General features: G+C 59.9%; 16 protein-coding genes and 1 pseudogene. 9 read left to right on the top strand and 8 right to left on the bottom strand.

Annotation, left to right across the window (positions count from 1 at the left end; all coding sequences use genetic code 11):
* Nucleotides 1-213, bottom strand: a pseudogene (locus VGU61_RS09445) (hypothetical protein); the annotation flags it as partial.
* Between the two features lie 89 nt (nucleotides 214-302).
* Entirely contained in the window at nucleotides 303-1,157 is an 855-nt protein-coding gene (gene ubiA / locus VGU61_RS09440; RefSeq protein WP_326858864.1) for a 4-hydroxybenzoate octaprenyltransferase, read from the bottom strand.
* 113 nt (nucleotides 1,158-1,270) lie between these two features.
* On the opposite strand from ubiA, the gene ugpB reads away from it, so the two are divergent.
* The 4 genes from ugpB to VGU61_RS09420 all read left to right on the top strand — a co-directional run bounded on the left by ugpB (nucleotide 1,271) and on the right by VGU61_RS09420 (nucleotide 5,581).
* Nucleotides 1,271-2,581: a sn-glycerol-3-phosphate ABC transporter substrate-binding protein UgpB gene (gene ugpB, locus VGU61_RS09435; RefSeq protein WP_326858863.1), complete on the top strand. Its 1,311-nt coding sequence runs from the start codon at nucleotides 1,271-1,273 to the stop codon at nucleotides 2,579-2,581.
* 166 nt (nucleotides 2,582-2,747) lie between these two features.
* The gene (gene ugpA, locus VGU61_RS09430) at nucleotides 2,748-3,632 is read left to right on the top strand and encodes a sn-glycerol-3-phosphate ABC transporter permease UgpA (protein WP_326858862.1); all 885 of its coding nucleotides are present in this window, start codon (nucleotides 2,748-2,750) and stop codon (nucleotides 3,630-3,632) included.
* Nucleotides 3,633-3,654: 22 nt separating this feature from the next.
* Nucleotides 3,655-4,506 carry a sn-glycerol-3-phosphate ABC transporter permease UgpE gene (ugpE, locus tag VGU61_RS09425; RefSeq protein ID WP_326858861.1) on the top strand — a complete coding sequence of 284 codons (852 nt, stop codon included), beginning with the start codon at nucleotides 3,655-3,657 and terminating at the stop codon, nucleotides 4,504-4,506.
* Nucleotide 4,507: 1 nt separating this feature from the next.
* Nucleotides 4,508-5,581: a sn-glycerol-3-phosphate import ATP-binding protein UgpC gene (locus tag VGU61_RS09420; protein ID WP_326858860.1), complete on the top strand. Its 1,074-nt coding sequence runs from the start codon at nucleotides 4,508-4,510 to the stop codon at nucleotides 5,579-5,581.
* Nucleotides 5,582-5,796: 215 nt separating this feature from the next.
* Here the strand turns inward: VGU61_RS09420 and VGU61_RS09415 are convergent, their stop codons facing one another.
* Both VGU61_RS09415 and recG read right to left on the bottom strand, forming a co-directional pair.
* Entirely contained in the window at nucleotides 5,797-6,744 is a 948-nt protein-coding gene (locus tag VGU61_RS09415) for a LysR substrate-binding domain-containing protein (RefSeq protein WP_326858859.1), read from the bottom strand.
* A 138-nt stretch (nucleotides 6,745-6,882) separates the two neighbouring features.
* Nucleotides 6,883-8,943, bottom strand: a complete 2,061-nt coding sequence (recG, locus tag VGU61_RS09410; RefSeq protein ID WP_326858858.1) for an ATP-dependent DNA helicase RecG — start codon at nucleotides 8,941-8,943, stop codon at nucleotides 6,883-6,885.
* A 158-nt stretch (nucleotides 8,944-9,101) separates the two neighbouring features.
* Between recG and queA the strand changes: the two genes are divergently transcribed.
* The 5 genes from queA to secF all read left to right on the top strand — a co-directional run bounded on the left by queA (nucleotide 9,102) and on the right by secF (nucleotide 14,643).
* Complete coding sequence (gene queA, locus VGU61_RS09405) at nucleotides 9,102-10,154, top strand: tRNA preQ1(34) S-adenosylmethionine ribosyltransferase-isomerase QueA (RefSeq protein ID WP_326858857.1); 1,053 nt, start codon at nucleotides 9,102-9,104, stop codon at nucleotides 10,152-10,154.
* 7 nt (nucleotides 10,155-10,161) lie between these two features.
* Nucleotides 10,162-11,289, top strand: a complete 1,128-nt coding sequence (gene tgt, locus VGU61_RS09400; protein WP_326858856.1) for a tRNA guanosine(34) transglycosylase Tgt — start codon at nucleotides 10,162-10,164, stop codon at nucleotides 11,287-11,289.
* A gap of 143 nt (nucleotides 11,290-11,432) precedes the next feature.
* A complete protein-coding gene (gene yajC / locus VGU61_RS09395) occupies nucleotides 11,433-11,699 on the top strand; it encodes a preprotein translocase subunit YajC (RefSeq protein WP_326858865.1) in 267 nt (88 codons plus the stop codon).
* 79 nt (nucleotides 11,700-11,778) lie between these two features.
* Entirely contained in the window at nucleotides 11,779-13,641 is a 1,863-nt protein-coding gene (gene secD / locus VGU61_RS09390; RefSeq protein ID WP_326858855.1) for a protein translocase subunit SecD, read from the top strand.
* 57 nt (nucleotides 13,642-13,698) lie between these two features.
* A complete protein-coding gene (gene secF / locus VGU61_RS09385; RefSeq protein ID WP_326858854.1) occupies nucleotides 13,699-14,643 on the top strand; it encodes a protein translocase subunit SecF in 945 nt (314 codons plus the stop codon).
* A gap of 77 nt (nucleotides 14,644-14,720) precedes the next feature.
* Here secF and VGU61_RS09380 read toward each other — a convergent pair whose 3' ends face one another.
* The 4 genes from VGU61_RS09380 to VGU61_RS09365 all read right to left on the bottom strand — a co-directional run.
* Complete coding sequence (locus VGU61_RS09380; protein WP_326858853.1) at nucleotides 14,721-15,167, bottom strand: MarR family transcriptional regulator; 447 nt, start codon at nucleotides 15,165-15,167, stop codon at nucleotides 14,721-14,723.
* A 69-nt stretch (nucleotides 15,168-15,236) separates the two neighbouring features.
* The gene (locus tag VGU61_RS09375) at nucleotides 15,237-15,803 is read right to left on the bottom strand and encodes a YceI family protein (protein ID WP_326858852.1); all 567 of its coding nucleotides are present in this window, start codon (nucleotides 15,801-15,803) and stop codon (nucleotides 15,237-15,239) included.
* A gap of 43 nt (nucleotides 15,804-15,846) precedes the next feature.
* Nucleotides 15,847-16,365 (bottom strand): YceI family protein, encoded by a 519-nt coding sequence (locus VGU61_RS09370; protein WP_414691615.1) that lies wholly within the window; start codon nucleotides 16,363-16,365, stop codon nucleotides 15,847-15,849.
* A gap of 69 nt (nucleotides 16,366-16,434) precedes the next feature.
* On the bottom strand, nucleotides 16,435-16,838 hold a 404-nt coding region (locus VGU61_RS09365; protein ID WP_326858850.1), incomplete at its 5' end, for a cytochrome b.

Genomic DNA, 16,838 nt, shown 5'->3' with positions numbered 1-16,838 from the left:
AGCACCGATGCCAACAGCCTGCCAAGGGTTCTCCTTTACATACAGATCCACTGCTTCTACCGTTTCGCGACCGGTTGCCAGCAACTGTTCTTCCAGCGGACCGTAATTCGCCACCACGTTCTGCAGCGTCGATTCAAACATCGCCCATGTCGTGTCCTGGCCTGGCTCCGTCTGCTGCCCGGCTGGTTCGCTATTTTTCTGAATCGTATCCATGCTTATCCTTGCTGCAGGTTAATGAAATTCTTGCTTGATTGTAGGCAACGCGCTTCGCCTGATCTTGCGAGGGATCAAGGATTTCAGTCTCAAGCGAGCGCATAGTCGAGCGCAACGCCGGCGAAAACCGCGGCACCCAGCCAGTTATTGTGACGGAAGGCGGCAAAGCAGCCCATGCGGTCACGTTCGTGTATCAGCTTGTAGTGGTATGCGGCGCAGGCAGCCGCCACGGCCAGTCCGGCGAGGAACCAGCCGCGCAGGCCGTACTGCCAGCCGACCATCAGCGTTATCGCGAAGCTGAGTGCGTAGCACAGCATCACGGCCGCAACGTCGAAGCTGCCAAAGGTGATGGCGGAGGTGCGGATGCCGATCTTCAGGTCGTCGTCGCGGTCCACCATCGCATACTCGGTATCGTAGGCGACCGCCCAGAAGATATTGCCAACCAGGAGCAGCCAGGCGGCGGGTGGTACCGTGTCCTGCACGGCGGCGAAGGCCATCGGGATGCCGAATCCGAAGGCGATCCCAAGATAGGCTTGCGGAATGGCGAAGAAGCGTTTGAAGTAGGGATAGCTGGCGGCGATCAGCACCGCCGCTACCGAGAGCTGCTTGGTCAGCGCATTCAGCGGCAGGATAAGCGCGAAGGACACCAGCGCCAGCGCCGCCGCGACCGCGACTGCTTCCCAGCCTGCGATCCGGCCGCTTGTCAGCGGACGCTGCGCGGTGCGTTTGACGTGCCGGTCGAAATCACGGTCGGCGTAATCGTTGATCGCGCAGCCGGCGGAACGCATGAGGACCGTGCCGAGCGTGAAGATGAGGACCAGCCGCCAGTCCGGCCTGCCGGCGGATGCGAGCCAGAGCGCTGTGAGCGTCGGCCACAGCAAGAGTAGAATGCCGATCGGCTTGTCGAGCCGGACCAGTTGCACATAGAGGGAAAGTCGGTTCATGGTGCGCATATTGCACTGCAAAAGCGAATTATAAGCGCGCCATGCGGTCTTTCAGTTATCGTAACGCGACTGTCACATCAGACATATAACATTCAAAAATTTGGAGACAACAAATGCAATTCAAATGGAAATCGGTTCTGGCGGCGGGTGTGGTGGCTGCTTTCGCAGGTCAGGCGCATGCGGCAACCGAAATCACCTGGTGGCATTCGATGACCGGTGCGCTCGGCGAGCGCGTGGCAGGCCTGGCTGACCAGTTCAACAAGAGCCAATCCGACTACAAGGTGAATCCGGTCTTCAAGGGGAGCTACGACGAAGCCATGGCAGCCGCAATTGCCGCCTACCGGGCCGGCAATGCGCCGCACCTGCTCCAGGTATTCGAAGTCGGCACCGCAACCATGATGTACTCCAAGGGCGCGGTCGTTCCGGTGGCCGACGTGATGAAAGCCGCCGGCGAGAAGTTCGATGCGTCGGTGTATGTGCCTGCGGTTGCCGGCTATTACACCTCGCCGAAGGGCGCCATGGTCTCTTTCCCGTTCAACAGCTCGACCACGGTGTTCTACTACAACAAGGACATGTTCGAGAAAGCCGGCCTCGACCCGAACAAGGCGCCGGCGACCTGGCAGGAAGTGCTGACTGCCGCGGCCAAGCTGAAGGCCAACGGCGAGAAATGCGCCTATACCACCGGCTGGCAATCGTGGGTGCACATGGAGAATTTCTCCGCCTGGCATAACGTCGAATTCGCATCCAAGAATAACGGCTTCGGCGGGCTGGATGCGCGCCTGAAATTCAACAGCCCGCTGCATGTCCGGCATATCGAGAACATGGCGAATTGGGCGAAGCAGGGCTATTTCACTTATGGCGGCCGAAAGAACGAGCCGGAAGCGAAATTCTTCTCCGGCGAATGCGGAATGCTGACCTCATCCAGCGCGGCCTATGCCAACATCGCCAAGAATGCCAAGTTCAAATTCGCCGTTTCGGCATTGCCGTATTACGCCGACGTCGCCGGCGCGCCGCAGAACACGATCATCGGCGGCGCATCGCTGTGGGTGATGAGCGGCAAGAAACCGGAAGAGTACAAGGGCGTGGCGAAATTCTTCAAATTCCTGTCCCAACCCGAGCTGCAGGCGAAGTGGCACCAGGAGACCGGCTACCTGCCGATCACCAGCGCCGCCTACGACCTGACCAAGCAATCCGGCTTCTATCAGAAGACGCCGGGGACCGACGTGTCGGTGCAGCAGATGATCGTCAAGACGACCGACAAGTCACGCGGTATCCGGCTCGGCAACTTCGTGCAGATCCGCACCGTGATCGACGAAGAACTGGAAAACGTCTGGAATGGCAAGAAGTCGGCGAAGGAAGCGCTCGATACGGCGGTCAAGCGCGGCGACGAATTGCTGGCACGGTTTGAAAAAGCCAATAAATAAGCCGCCCAGGGGCTGCCGCGTCCCATAAGCATTGCAATAAGATGAAGGAGTCTCCGAGACCCGGGATTCCTTCGTCCATGCGTGCCCGTCGGCCGGCACCGGAACCCTTTTCATCCTGATCGAATGGCGTATTTCGGCGCCCACGCTCCCAACATCGTCCCGCACCATGGAAAAACGCGCACGGTTCAAATCGCCCTGGCTTCCTTATGCGCTCGTCGCGCCGCAGATCGTTGTCACGGTACTGTTCTTTTTCTGGCCGGCGGTGCAGGCGCTGTATCAGTCGGTGCTGATACAGGATGCCTTCGGCATGTCGACCCAGTTCGTCTGGTTTGACAATTTCAAGGACCTGTTCAACGACAGCAATTATCTGGCGTCATTCAAGACCACCGCCGTGTTTTCGATACTGGTGGCGGTGCTAGGCCTGACGCTGTCGCTCATCCTTGCGGTCTTTGCCGACCGCATCATCAAGGGCGCGACAGTCTACAAGACATTCCTGATCTGGCCGTATGCGGTATCGCCGGTGGTGGTTGGGGTGCTGTGGCTGTTCATGATGAGTCCGAGCCTGGGCATCATCGCCCATCTGCTCGGGCGCATCGGCATCCAATGGAACAACCTGCTGAACGGCACCCACGCAATGATCCTGATCGTGATGGCGGCAGTGTGGAAGCAGATCAGCTACAACTTCCTGTTCTTCCTCGCGGGCCTGCAAGCTATCCCCAAGTCCCTGATCGAGGCCGCCGCGATCGACGGTGCCGGACCGGTGCGGCGCTTTTTCACCATCGTGTTCCCCCTGCTGTCGCCGACGACCTTCTTTCTGCTGGTGATCAACATGGTGTACGCCTTCTTCGACACCTTCGCGATCATCGAAGCGACGACCCACGGCGGTCCGGGAAAAGATACCGAGATATTGGTGTACAAGGTGTTCCAGGACGGCTTCAAGGGTGGTGACCTCGGCAGCGCGGCGGCGCAGTCGGTGATCCTGATGGCCATCGTGATCACGTTGACGGTGTTGCAGTTCAAGTATGTGGAGAGAAAGGTGAAGTATTCGTGATGGCTAATGAACTCGTAAAAATATGATCGAACGCCGCCCCATCCTCGACCTGATAAGTCACCTCGTGCTGATCATCGGCGTGGTGATCGTCGCCTTTCCGATGTACGTTGCCTTCGTCGCCAGCACCCAGACCGCCGAACAGGCAGCCGCGGCACCGCTGTCGCTGATTCCCGGCGACCAGTTCATCGCCAACTACTCCGCCGTCATCATCAAGGGTGCCTCCGGCAATGTCTCGGTGCCGCCGGTGGCGCACATGATGTGGGTAAGCCTTGTCTCGGCACTGGCGATCGCCATCGGCAAGATTACGATTTCGATGTTGTCGGCATTCGCGATCGTGTATTTCCGCTTCCCTGGGCGATCGCTGTTTTTCTGGATGATCTTCCTCACCCTGATGCTGCCGGTGGAGGTGCGCATCACGCCGACCTACCAGGTGGTGTCGGACCTCGGCATGCTGAACAGTTATGCCGGGCTCACGATTCCGCTGATCGCATCGGCAACCGCGACCTTCCTGTTCCGGCAGTTCTTTCTCACCGTGCCCGAAGAGCTCGCGGAAGCGGCGCGCATCGACGGCGCCGGTCCGATGCGGTTTTTCAAGGACGTGTTGTGGCCACTGTCCCGCACCAATGTGATTGCACTGTTCGTCATCATGTTCATCTACGGCTGGAACCAGTATTTGTGGCCGCTGCTGATCGCCACCGAACAAAGCATGTACCCGGTCGGCATCGGCATCAGGACCATGATTTCCGGCGGCGATGCGGCGGTGGATTGGAACCTGGTAATGGCAACGCTGATCCTTGCCATGCTGCCGCCGGGCCTGGTCGTAGTGATCATGCAGAGATGGTTTGTAAAAGGGTTGGTCGATTCAGAGAAATGACATGGCACAAGTCCACTTAAAAGATATTACGAAAACCTATGGCAAGGGCGCGAAAGCCCTTCAGGTCATTCATGGCATTTCCATCGACATCGCCGATGGCGAATTCATCGTCATGGTCGGGCCGTCCGGCTGCGGCAAGTCGACCCTGTTGCGGATGGTGGCCGGACTGGAGGAGATCACCGGCGGCGACATCGTGATCGGCGAGCGCGTCGTCAACGAACTGGAACCCAAGGACCGCGACATCGCGATGGTGTTCCAGAACTATGCGCTCTATCCTCACATGAGCGTCTATGAAAACATGGCGTACGGACTGAAGATTCGCGGCTTCTCCAAGAGCGATATCGAAGCCCGGGTGCGGAAGGCCGCCGGCATTCTCGAGCTCGGCGCTTTGCTGCAGCGGACGCCGGGCCAGCTTTCCGGCGGCCAGCGTCAGCGGGTGGCGATGGGGCGCGCGATCGTGCGCGAACCGGCGGTGTTCCTGTTTGATGAGCCTTTGTCCAACCTCGATGCGAAGTTGCGGGTGCAGATGCGCCTTGAAATCCAGAAGCTGCACCGCGCGCTCGGCACCACCAGCCTGTATGTCACTCATGACCAGGTCGAGGCCATGACGCTGGGGCAGAGGATGATCGTCATGAATGCAGGCCGGGCGGAACAGATCGGCACGCCGGCCGAAGTGTATGGCAAGCCGGCCACTGCATTCGTCGCCAGCTTCATCGGTTCGCCGCCGATGAATCTTTTGCACGGCAAGGTCAGCCGTGACGGCATGCAGTTCGACCTCGGCCATGGCGCGGCGATCGCGCTGCCATCAGCCCATCCGGCGCTGGCCGACCGGGAATGCATGCTCGGTGTGCGGCCGGAGCACCTGATCCTGAACCGTGCGGGCATGCCGATGCAGGTGGAGATGGTCGAGGCGCTGGGGGCGGATGTGCTGATTCATGGACTGGCCGGTGGACAGCCGGTGGTGATCCGTGCGGCGGCGGGTACGGCGGCGGAAGCGGGGCAGCAATTAACTGCCGGTTTCGATGCGGGGGCGTTGCATTGGTTTGACATGCAGACGTCGAAGCGGATTGAATGAGATAACCGCGGTCAGCAGGGAGCCATGTGCACGGTCTCACCCCATGTTCTGCCTTGCAAGGCAGGATGAATTGGTTTGGTCTGCAGGCGTCGAAGCGGTCTGCGTAAGATAATCGCAGTCAGCAGGGAGTCATGTGTACGGCCTCACCCCACGTCCTGCCTTGCAAGGCAGGACGATTCAGCGGGCGCAAAGCAGTGCTTTGCGAATTCCCCGCTTCATCCCCCCGCCGTCTCCGCCTCACGCAGCATCTCCACCCCGTGCAATTCACACGACAGCACCGCATCCCGCACAGCATCGATCGCCGCGCGGCGGGTGAAACTCTTGCGCCACGCGATCACCACCCGTCGTGAAGGCCCGGGCTGGACAAAGGGTACGTAGCGCAGCATGCCATCCTTCGCCCGCATGTCGGGAACCGACGCCAGCGGCAGGATGGTGATGCCGATACCGGACGCCACCATGTGCCGAATCGTCTCCAGCGACGAACCCTCGAACGTCCTTGCAATACCGTCCCCCGTAGTGGAGAAGCGCGACATCTCGGGGCAGACTTCCAGCACCTGGTCACGGAAGCAGTGGCCATTCCCCAGCAAAAGCATGGTTTCGGATTTCAGTTCCTCCGCGCGGATGGCGTCGCGTTCCGCCCATGCGTGATGCTTGGGCAGTGCAACGACGAACGGTTCGTCATACAGTGGTTGCACCAGCAACCCCTGGTCGGCGAACGGCAATGCCATGATGGCGGCATCGAGTTCCCCTTGGCGCAGCATCTCGATCAGGCGGACGGTGAAGTTTTCCTGCAGCACCAGCGGCATCTGCGGCACCCGTTCGATCATGGTCTTCACCAGGGGCGGCAGCAAATACGGAGCGATGGTATAGATGACGCCCAGGCGCAGCGGACCAGCGAGCGGGTCCTTGTTCTGCTTGGCGATTTCCTTGATGGCGGCGGTCTGTTCGAGCACGCGCTCCGCCTGTGCGACGATCTGCGCGCCCAACGGCGTCATCGAAATTTCGGTGCCGCCGCGCTCGAAGATGACGACGCCGAGTTCATCTTCGAGTTTCTTGATTGCCACGGACAGCGTCGGCTGTGCAACAAAACATGCTTCCGCCGCATGACCGAAATGCTTCTGACGGGCAACGGCGACGATGTATTTCAGTTCAGTCAGAGTCATGATCGATCTCGTAGGTAGGCGTTGGGCGGCTTGACGGAACCGCAATCAAGCCGGAACGGTCGATAGCCACAGTATAAAGACAAAATTCGGTTTGTTTGTCCTTCAGGGGTTGTCCGGGAAGTGATTTTCAACGAGCGCTCATACCCTCAGGAATTCTTCCCTTCCTCCGAGCCAGCGTTCCAGATGGGCATGTACGGTGGCGGGGTCTTTCTGCAACAGGGTCTGCGCCAGGTCGCGTGCCTTCTCCACCAGCCACTGATCGGTCTGCAGGTCGGCGAATCGCAGCATGGCCTGCCCCGATTGCCGTGCGCCAAGAAATTCGCCCGGCCCACGGATCTCCAGGTCCCGGCGGGCGATTTCGAAGCCGTCGGTGGTTTCACGCATGGTCATCAGGCGCTGTTTCGCCACTGGTCCCAGAGGGCTTTGGTAGAGCAGCAGGCATACGCTTGCCGCCGATCCCCGGCCCACCCGTCCGCGAAGTTGATGCAATTGGGAAAGGCCGAAGCGTTCCGCATGTTCGATCACCATCAGCGATGCATTCGGCACATCGACGCCGACTTCAATGACGGTCGTGGCCACCAGCAGGTGCACCTCGCCGCCGATGAAGGCATCCATCACCGCCTGCTTTTCCGCCGGCTTCATGCGGCCGTGCACCAGGCCGACGTTGAGGTCGGGCAGGGCGGCCGACAGCACCGCATGGGTATCGGTGGCGGTCTGAAGCTGCAGCGCTTCCGATTCCTCGATCAGCGGACAAACCCAGTAAATCTGCCGGCCCTCCAGCGCCGCCGCGTGTACCCGCTCGATAACTTCATCGCGCCGGTTCTGATCGACGATGCGCGTAACGATCGGCGTGCGGCCGGGCGGCAGTTCGTCGATCACCGACACTTCCAGGTCGGCATAGTAGGTCATCGCCAGCGTGCGGGGGATCGGCGTGGCCGACATCATCAGCTGATGCGGCACCGTGTCGGCACCGCCGACGCCTTTGTTGCGCAGGGCCAGCCGCTGGCCGACACCGAACCGGTGCTGCTCGTCGACGATCACCAGGCCGAGTTTCGCAAATTCAACACCCTCCTGGATCAGGGCATGGGTGCCGATCACCAGTTGCGCTTCGCCTGATTCGATGCATGCCTGCGCCTCGGTCTTTTCCTTTTTCTTCAAGCTGCCGGTCAGCCAGGCCACGCGTACGCCAAGAGGTTCCATCCAGGTCGCAATCTTACGAAAATGCTGTTCGGCAAGAATCTCGGTGGGCGCCATCAAGGCTGCCTGATAGCCACTGTCGATTGCCTGTGCCGCGGCCAGCGCCGCCACCACCGTCTTGCCGCTGCCGACATCGCCCTGCAGCAGGCGCTGCATCGGGAAGGATTCCTTCAGGTCGCGCCGGATCTCTTCCAGCACCCGTTGCTGTGCGCTGGTTAGCCTGAACGGCAACGCCTTCAGGAACGCCGTGGACAGCTCGCCGACGCGCGGCAGTGCTGTCGCGCCCCTGTTGCGCCGTGTTGCCTGGGCGCGTTTCATCGACAGCTGCTGCGCCAGCAACTCGTCGAATTTCATCCGCGTCCATGCCGGATGCGAACGCTCCATCAGGGCGTGCTCGTCGACATCGGCGGGCGGATTGTGCAGCAGGCGCACCGATGCTTCGAACGGTTGCAGATCGAGCGCCGCCCGCAATTCCTCACTCAAGGTGTCGCGCCAGTCGATGCGCGTCATGGCGCTGGCAATCGCCTTGCGCAAAAAGGTTTGGGACAGGCCTTCGCCGGCCGGATACACAGGCGTCAGCACGGACGGCAGGGGATCGCCTTCCTTGACCGGCCGGTAGGTGGGATGCACCATCTCGGCCCCGAGGAAACCGTGCCTGACTTCGCCCCGTGCACGGACGCGCACGCCTTCCGCCAGCTGCTTGGTCTGGCTGCCGTAGAAATTCAGGAAACGCATCACCAGCGGGCCGGACTCGTCGGCAATGGTGACCACCAGCTGGCGGCGGGGACGGTATTGCACATCGCAGGATGTGACCACCCCCTCGACCTGCACCGCGCTGCCGGACATGAAGCCGGCTTCGGCAATCGGCGTGACGATGGTTTCGTCCTCGTAGCGCATCGGCAGGTGCAACACCAGGTCCATGTCCGTGCGCAGGCCGAGCTTGGCCAGCTTGGTTTGGCTGGTGTTGGCGGGCGACGCGGGTTTTTGCTTCGGTGCGGGCATATCGGTAAAAGGGTCGGCAGGGCGTAAAATAGCGGGTTATTGTAAAAGCGCCCGACGTTATGCGTGACGTTGTGTTCAGTACGTTGAAAGGGCCATGCAATTTTGCAAACCCCGCAACCATAGCAGTTCCCGCTGCCCTCCGATACCGCCGGTAATCCATGTATTCGCTTTCCGATTTCGATTTTGACCTGCCGCAAGCGCTGATCGCCCAAACCCCGCTCGCCGAGCGCAGCGCGTCGCGGCTTCTGCACGTCGATGGCGACGCGCTGCACGACCGTGCCTTCACCGATATTGTCGACCTGGTGGCGCCGGGCGACCTGCTGGTGTTCAACGACACGCGGGTGCTGAAAGCGCGCTTCTTCGGCGTCAAGTCCAGCGGCGGCAAGGTCGAGGTATTGATCGAACGGGTGCTGGACCAGCGCACCGTGCATGCCCAGGTCCGGGCATCCAAATCACCACCCTCCGGCAGCACGATACGTCTGGCCGATGCATTCGACGTCGAGGTGGGGGAGCGGGCCGGCGAGTTCTACACCCTGCGCTTTCCCGCCGATGTGTTCGACCTGATCGAGCAGCATGGCCGCCTGCCGCTGCCGCCCTATATCGACCATGCCGCCGATGCCTTCGACGAGCAGCGTTATCAAACGGTTTACGCCAGCCAGCCAGGCGCGGTCGCCGCGCCAACGGCGGGTTTGCATTTCGACCAGCCGCTGCTCGACCGGCTGCGCGACAAGGGCGTGCGGATCGCTTTCGTGACCCTGCACGTCGGCGCCGGCACCTTCCAGCCGGTACGGACGGAGAATCTGGCGGAACACAGGATGCACAGCGAGTGGTACACCATTTCGCAGCAGACGGCCGATGCCGTTCGCGAAGTGAAAGCGGCGGGTAGGAACGTGATCGCGGTGGGGACCACCAGCCTGCGGGCGCTGGAATCGGCGTCGCAATCAGGCGATCTCCAGCCGGGAAGCGCCGACACCGCACTCTTCATCACGCCAGGCTATCAATTCAAAACGGTGACGCGGCTGATCACCAATTTTCATTTACCGAAATCCACCTTGCTGATGCTGGTATCGGCATTTGCCGGCTACCGGCAGATCCGCGCCGCCTATGCGCATGCAATAGCAAACAATTACCGATTCTTCAGCTATGGCGATGCCATGCTGTTAACTTGTTCGGGACGGAATGCCGATACGCTCGGCACCGTCCGGCAATGACATACCGATGCTAAATTACACACTCCTCAAAACCGACGGCAATGCCCGTCGAGGCCGCCTGACCCTCAACCATGGCGTGATCGAAACGCCGATTTTCATGCCGGTCGGTACCTACGGCACGGTCAAGGCGATGTCGCCGCTCGAACTCAACGAGATCAACGCCCAGATCATTCTCGGCAATACCTTCCATCTATGGCTGCGTCCCGGCCTGGAAGTAATGGCGAAGTTCGGCGGATTGCATAAATTCATGGGCTGGGACAAGCCCATCCTCACCGATTCCGGCGGCTTCCAGGTGTTTTCGCTGGGCGCGATGCGCAAGATCACCGAGGAAGGCGTCAAGTTTGCATCGCCGATCAACGGCGATAAATTGTTCCTGTCGCCGGAAATCTCCATGCAGATCCAGCGCGTGCTCAATTCCGACATCGTGATGCAGTTCGACGAATGCACGCCGTACGAGATCGACGGCAGGCCGGCGACCGAAGAGGAGGCGGCGAGGTCGATGCGGATGTCGCTGCGCTGGGCCAAGCGTTCACGTAATGAATTCGACAAGGAAGAAAACCCGAATGCGCTGTTCGGCATCGTCCAGGGCGGCATGTTCGAACGGCTGCGCGACGAGTCGCTTGCCGGCCTGCGGGAAATCGGCTTTGACGGCATCGCCATCGGCGGGCTGTCGGTCGGCGAGCCGAAGGAGGACATGATGCGCGTGCTGGAGCATGTCGGCCCGCGCCTGCCCGCCGACAAGCCGCATTACCTGATGGGCGTGGGGACGCCGGAAGATCTGGTCGCCGGCGTCGCGAACGGCATCGACATGTTCGACTGCGTGATGCCGACCCGCAACGCCCGCAACGGCTGGCTGTTCACCCGGTTTGGCGACATCAAGATCAAAAATTCCCGCTACAAAGATGAGGAAAAACCGCTGGATGAGACCTGCGGTTGTTATGCATGTCGCAACTTTTCACGCGCCTACCTCTACCATCTTCACCGCGCCGGCGAGATTCTGGGGGCGCGCCTCAATACGATTCACAACCTGCATTACTACCTCGACCTCATGCGCCAGATGCGGGAGGCGATCGATGACGGCCGTTTCCAGGCCTTCGTATTGCAATTCAGGGCAGACCGGAGCCGGGGCACCTGAAAGCCGGGCAACCGGAGTAGTGGTAAAGAAACGGATGTCCCGATGTAGAATGACGGGTTATTTAAATCAACGATCTGGAGTCAAACGTGTTCATATCCAACGCCTATGCACAAACCGCCGCAGCCGGCGCGGAAAGCAGCCTGATGAGTTTCCTGCCCATCATCCTGATGTTCGTCGTGCTGTATTTCCTGATGATTCGTCCACAGATGAAGCGTCAGAAAGAACAAAAGGCGATGATGGATGCGTTGACAAAAGGCGACGAAGTCGTCACTGCGGGCGGCATACTCGGCCGCGTCACCAAGGTCACCGATGCCTATGTGACACTGGAAATCGCCAACGGCACTGAAGTCGTGATCCAGAAGATCGCCGTCGCAACCCTGTTGCCTAAGGGCACGATCAAGGCGCTGTAACAACCGTCCGCCTGCCTGCTCAATATCAAAGCTGCAATTCCATTGCACACCTTGATGCCGCACTGAACGCTGAATCACTATGAACCGCTATCCTCTCTGGAAATACATCATCATCGTCATCGCCCTGTTGTTTGGCGTGCTCTATACGGTGCCCAACTTCTTCGGCGAATCGCCGGCGGTACAGATAAGCAGCGCCAAGGCGACCGTGAAGGTGGACAACTCCACCATGTCGCAGGTCGATTCGATCCTCTCAAAAGCCGGCATCAAGCCTGAAAACGTGTATTACGAAGCATCCGGCACCCAGGGCTCGGTACGCGCGCGCTTCACGAGCACCGATGAGCAATTCAAGGCCAAGGCCTTGCTGGAAAAAGAGCTCAACCCGGACCCGGCCGACCCGACCTATACCGTCGCCTTCAACCTGGTGCCGAATACGCCGCAATGGTTGCAAAGCCTGCATGCCTTCCCTATGTACCTCGGCCTTGACCTGCGCGGCGGCGTGCACTTCCTGATGCAGGTCGACACCAAGGCAGTCGCCAACAAACGCATGCAGGGCCTGCAAGCCAGCGTCCGTTCCCAGCTGCGGGAAGAGAATGTCCGCCATGCCGGCATCAGCCGCAACGGCGATGCAATCGAGATTCGCTTCCGTGACGCCGCCACCCGCGATGCCGCCCGCAAGGTGCTGGGCTCGCAGATGGGCGAACTGCTGCTGCAGGATGCGGCTGAAGGCGCGGACCTGAAGCTGGTCGCCACGTTCAATCCTGAAGCCCTCAAGCGCACCACCGAGGAGGCGGTCCAGCAGAACATCAGCACCTTATCCAAGCGCGTCAACGAGCTTGGCGTCGCCGAGCCGATCATCCAGCGCCAGGGCGCCGATCGTATCGTCGTCCAGCTGCCGGGCGTGCAGGACGTGTCACGCGCCAAGGACATCATCGGACGGACCGCGACGCTGGAAGTGCGCATGGTCGACGAATCGGTGGCGCGCGGCACTGAAGAAACCGCCGCCGTGCCGTTCGGATCCGAGCTGTTCAAGGTTGGCAAGGGCGCGCCGGTCGTGCTGTACAAGGATCCGATCATTACTGGTGATTACATTTCCAGCGCGTCCGCCAGCTTCGACCAGAACCAGCAGCCGTCAGTCAGCATCGACCTGAACGGCGACGGCGGCCGCCGGATGCGGGAAGCCACCCGCAGCAAGATCGGCAAGCTGATGGCGATCGTGCTGTTTGAGAAGAACAAGGGTGAAGTGCTGACCGTCGCCACCATCCGCGACGAGCTGGGATCGCGCTTCCAGATCACCGGCATGGGTTCTTCCGAAGCCGCCAATGACCTCGCGCTGCTGCTGCGCGCCGGATCGCTGGCCGCGCCGATGGAAATCATCGAGGAGCGCACCATCGGTCCGCAACTCGGCGCCGACAACATCCAGAAAGGCTTCAATTCGACGCTCTACGGTTTTGCCGCCATCGCGATCTTCATGATCATCTATTACCACCTGTTCGGCTTCTTCAGCGTGTTCGCCCTGGCGGTCAACCTGATGCTGCTGATCGCGGTGCTGTCGACGCTGCAGGCGACGCTGACCTTGCCCGGCATGGCGGCGATCGCCTTTACCCTCGGTATGGCGATCGACGCCAACGTGCTGATCAACGAGCGAATACGGGAAGAGCTGCGGGCGGGCAATACGCCGCAGGCGGCAATCGCCTCCGGCTTCGACCGCGCCTGGGCGACCATTCTCGACTCCAACGTCACCACGATGATCGCCGGCCTTGCTCTGCTGATCTTCGGTTCCGGCGCGATCCGCGGCTTCGCCGTTGTGCATTGCCTCGGCATCCTTACATCGATTTTCTCCGCCGTCTTCGTTTCGCGCGGCATTGCGAATCTCTGGTATGGCCGCAAGAAGAAACTCGCCACCATATCGATCGGCCAGATCTGGAAGCCGGGACAGACCTAATTGACGAAATAACTGTTCCTCTCCTTTCCGGGAGAGGCAACGCACAAAGGATTGAGCATGGAGTTTTTCCGCATTAAAAAAGATATACCGTTCATGCGCCACGCATTGATATTCAATGTGATCTCGGCGCTGACATTCGTTGCGGCGGTATTTTTCCTGTTCTACAAAGGCCTGCACCTGTCGATCGAATTCACCGGCGGCACGGTGGTCGAGGTGGCGTACCAGCAGCCGGCCGACCTGGAAAAGATCCGCAAGACCATCGAAGGACTGAATTACGCCGAATTCCAGGTGCAGAGCTTCGGCACAGCCCAGGACGTGATGATCCGCCTGCCTGCGCAAAAAGGCGTCGATGCCGGCCGGCAGAGCGAACAGGTGTTCGCAGCATTGAAGAGCCAGGACGCAGGGGTGACATTGCAGCGGGTCGAGTTCGTCGGTCCGCAGGTCGGCGACGAACTCGCGCATGACGGCTTGCTGGCGCTGGCGATGGTGGTGATTGGTATCGTGATCTACCTGGCGTTCCGCTTCGAATGGAAATTTGCCGTTGCCGCGATCATCGCGAACCTGCACGACGTGGTGATCATTCTCGGCTTCTTCGCCTTCTTCCAGTGGGAATTTTCACTGACGGTGCTGGCCGCCATCCTTGCGGTGCTCGGCTATTCGGTCAATGAATCGGTGGTGGTGTTCGACCGCGTACGGGAAACCTTCCTCGACCGCCGCAACAGCAGGATGTCGACCGCCGACGTAATGAACCATGCGATCACCAGCACGATTTCCCGTACCATCATCACGCACGGTTCGACCGAAGCGATGGTGTTGTCCATGCTGCTTTTCGGCGGCGCCACGCTGCATTACTTCGCGATCGCGCTGACCATCGGCATTCTGTTCGGTATCTATTCGTCGGTGTTCGTTGCCGCGGCCGTTGCGATGTGGCTGGGGGTCAAGCGCGAAGACCTGATCAAGCCGGTGAAGGAGAAGGACGAGACTGACGGCGCTGTGGTCTGATCTGCGGCTTGACTATGCGCTTCAGTAAAAAGCCAGTCCTCGGACTGGCTTTTTTCATGGGGTGAGCGCAGCAATCCTCAGTTGTCGCCTTCCGTCATCCCCGCCTGCAAATGCAGCTTGAGCTTCGTCAGCTCCTTCTCGAGCGACGCAAAGTCGGCTTCACCATAGGCGGCAAACGACTTCTTGCAGAACTGGACATGCGGCGTGAAAACCCGCTCGAATTCCCGCACGCCTTTCGCCGTCAGGCGGACGATGGTGCTGCGCCGGTCTTCCGATCGTGTCACCCGTTTCACCAGTCCCTTGTCTTCCAGGCGGTCGACGACGCCGGTCAGGGTGCCCTTGGTAATCAGGGTTTTCTCGCCCAATTCCTTGAACGACATGCCTTCCGTGTTGCCCAGCGTGGCGATGATGTCGAACTGCGCCGGCGTCAGGTTCAGCGAACGAACATGGGAGCCCGATATCTGTTCAAACGCCTGGTAACACTCCGCTAGAAGCCGGATGCTGCGTAAATACCGTTCTTTCATGTCGATGGAGCGAAATAGGGGGCGGGAGGTGGCCGGCAATGACATGCCGGCCGGGATGGAAGGTGGCTATCAGTCGGCCTTCAGTGCCTCGACCTGGATCGCGAGCTTCACTTCCGGTGCGAAACGCGGCACACCGTAATTCAAGCCGAAGTCGGTGCGCTTGAATTCGCCGGTCGCATCCGCGCCGCAGACTTCACGCTTCAGCATCGGGTGCTCGATGCACTTGAACTTATTGATCGTCAGCGTCACCGGTTTGGTCACGCCGAGCATGGTCAGATCGCCTTCGACAGCAACCGGCTGGTCGCCATTGAACTTGATTGCCTTGCCCTTGTAGGTGATGGTCGGGAATTGTTCAACGTTGAACATGTCCTTCGACTTGGCATGATCATTCATTTTCTGATGACCGAAGTCGATCGAGTTGGCATCGATCGCGATGTCCATTGTTCCGGTCTTTGCCTCGCGGTCGAGCACGACCTTGCCGCTTGTCTTGGTGAACTTGCCGCGCCATACCGAGATGCCCAGATGGTCGGCCTCGAAGCTCGGATAAGTGTGGTTCGGTTCGATGTTGTAGGTCTGCGCGAATGCCGATGTGGCGCCTGCGGCGAGGATGATGGCGATAAGGCGTTTCAGTTGCATAGTTGATTTCTCCGGATTGAAGGAATTACGTCGTTGTTAAGGTTTATTGCGATGCGACGACACGAAACTTGATAAGGACTTCATCGGCCACCATGCTGGTGTCCTTCCATTCTCCCTCGCCGATGTTGTAGGCCAGGCGCTTGATCGGCAGGGTGCCCTCGAATACCTGGGCGTTCCCATCTTTTTTCACCGTCAGCGGGAAACTGACATCGGCGGTTTTGCCCTTGATGGTCAGCTTGCCCGCGACATCGAATCTGCCGGCGGCGGCCGGCTTGAGCGTGCTGGATACGAAGGTCGCCTTAGGAAATTGAGCGGAATTGAACCATTCCTTTTTCTGCACTTCCTTGTTGTATTCCGGATCGCCGAGGTCAAGGCTGGCGGTGTCGATTTCAATGCTGGCCTTCGACGCTTCCGGCTTCGCGGCATCGAAATCGATCTGCGCAGTGAACTTCTTGAACTTCGCTTCCACCGGAACATTCATCTGCTTGAATACGGCGGCAACGTTGCTCTTCGCCGGATCAGTCTTCAGCATGGCTGCGGCAGCGGGCAGGGCCAGCGTCATGGCGAGAATGGCCGCACTTCGGCGCAGGGGGAAATTCTGGAACATCAACGATCCTTTCATGAAAAATCGTCAGGGCAGCATGCGTTTGAAGACGCCGTCCCGATCGATGAAGTGATGCTTGAGCGCTGCGGCCACATGCAGGAGGACGCTGCCAAGCAGTACAACGTTAAGCCAGTAGTGGACTTCCTTGAGCAGGGTTTTCAATTCGGGATCGGGGCCAAGCAGAACCGGCAGGGGGACGATGCCGAGGTAGATCACCGGCACGCCGGCCGCCAGGCTGTAGAAATAGCCGGACAGCGGCACGGCAAACATCAGTACATACAGCAAGCCATGCAGGCTGTGCGCCGCACCCTGCTGCCAGACGGGCATATTGTCGGGATAGGCCGGCGCTGCATGCGTAAGTCGCCATAACAGTCGCAGGCAGGCAAGCGTCAGCACCGTGACGCCCAGCCATTTGTGCCAGGAGAAGTATT

The sequence above is a fragment of the Noviherbaspirillum sp. genome, from assembly GCF_035944575.1.
Classification (GTDB): domain Bacteria; phylum Pseudomonadota; class Gammaproteobacteria; order Burkholderiales; family Burkholderiaceae_D; genus Noviherbaspirillum.
This window is presented reverse-complemented; position numbering and strand designations above follow the sequence as displayed.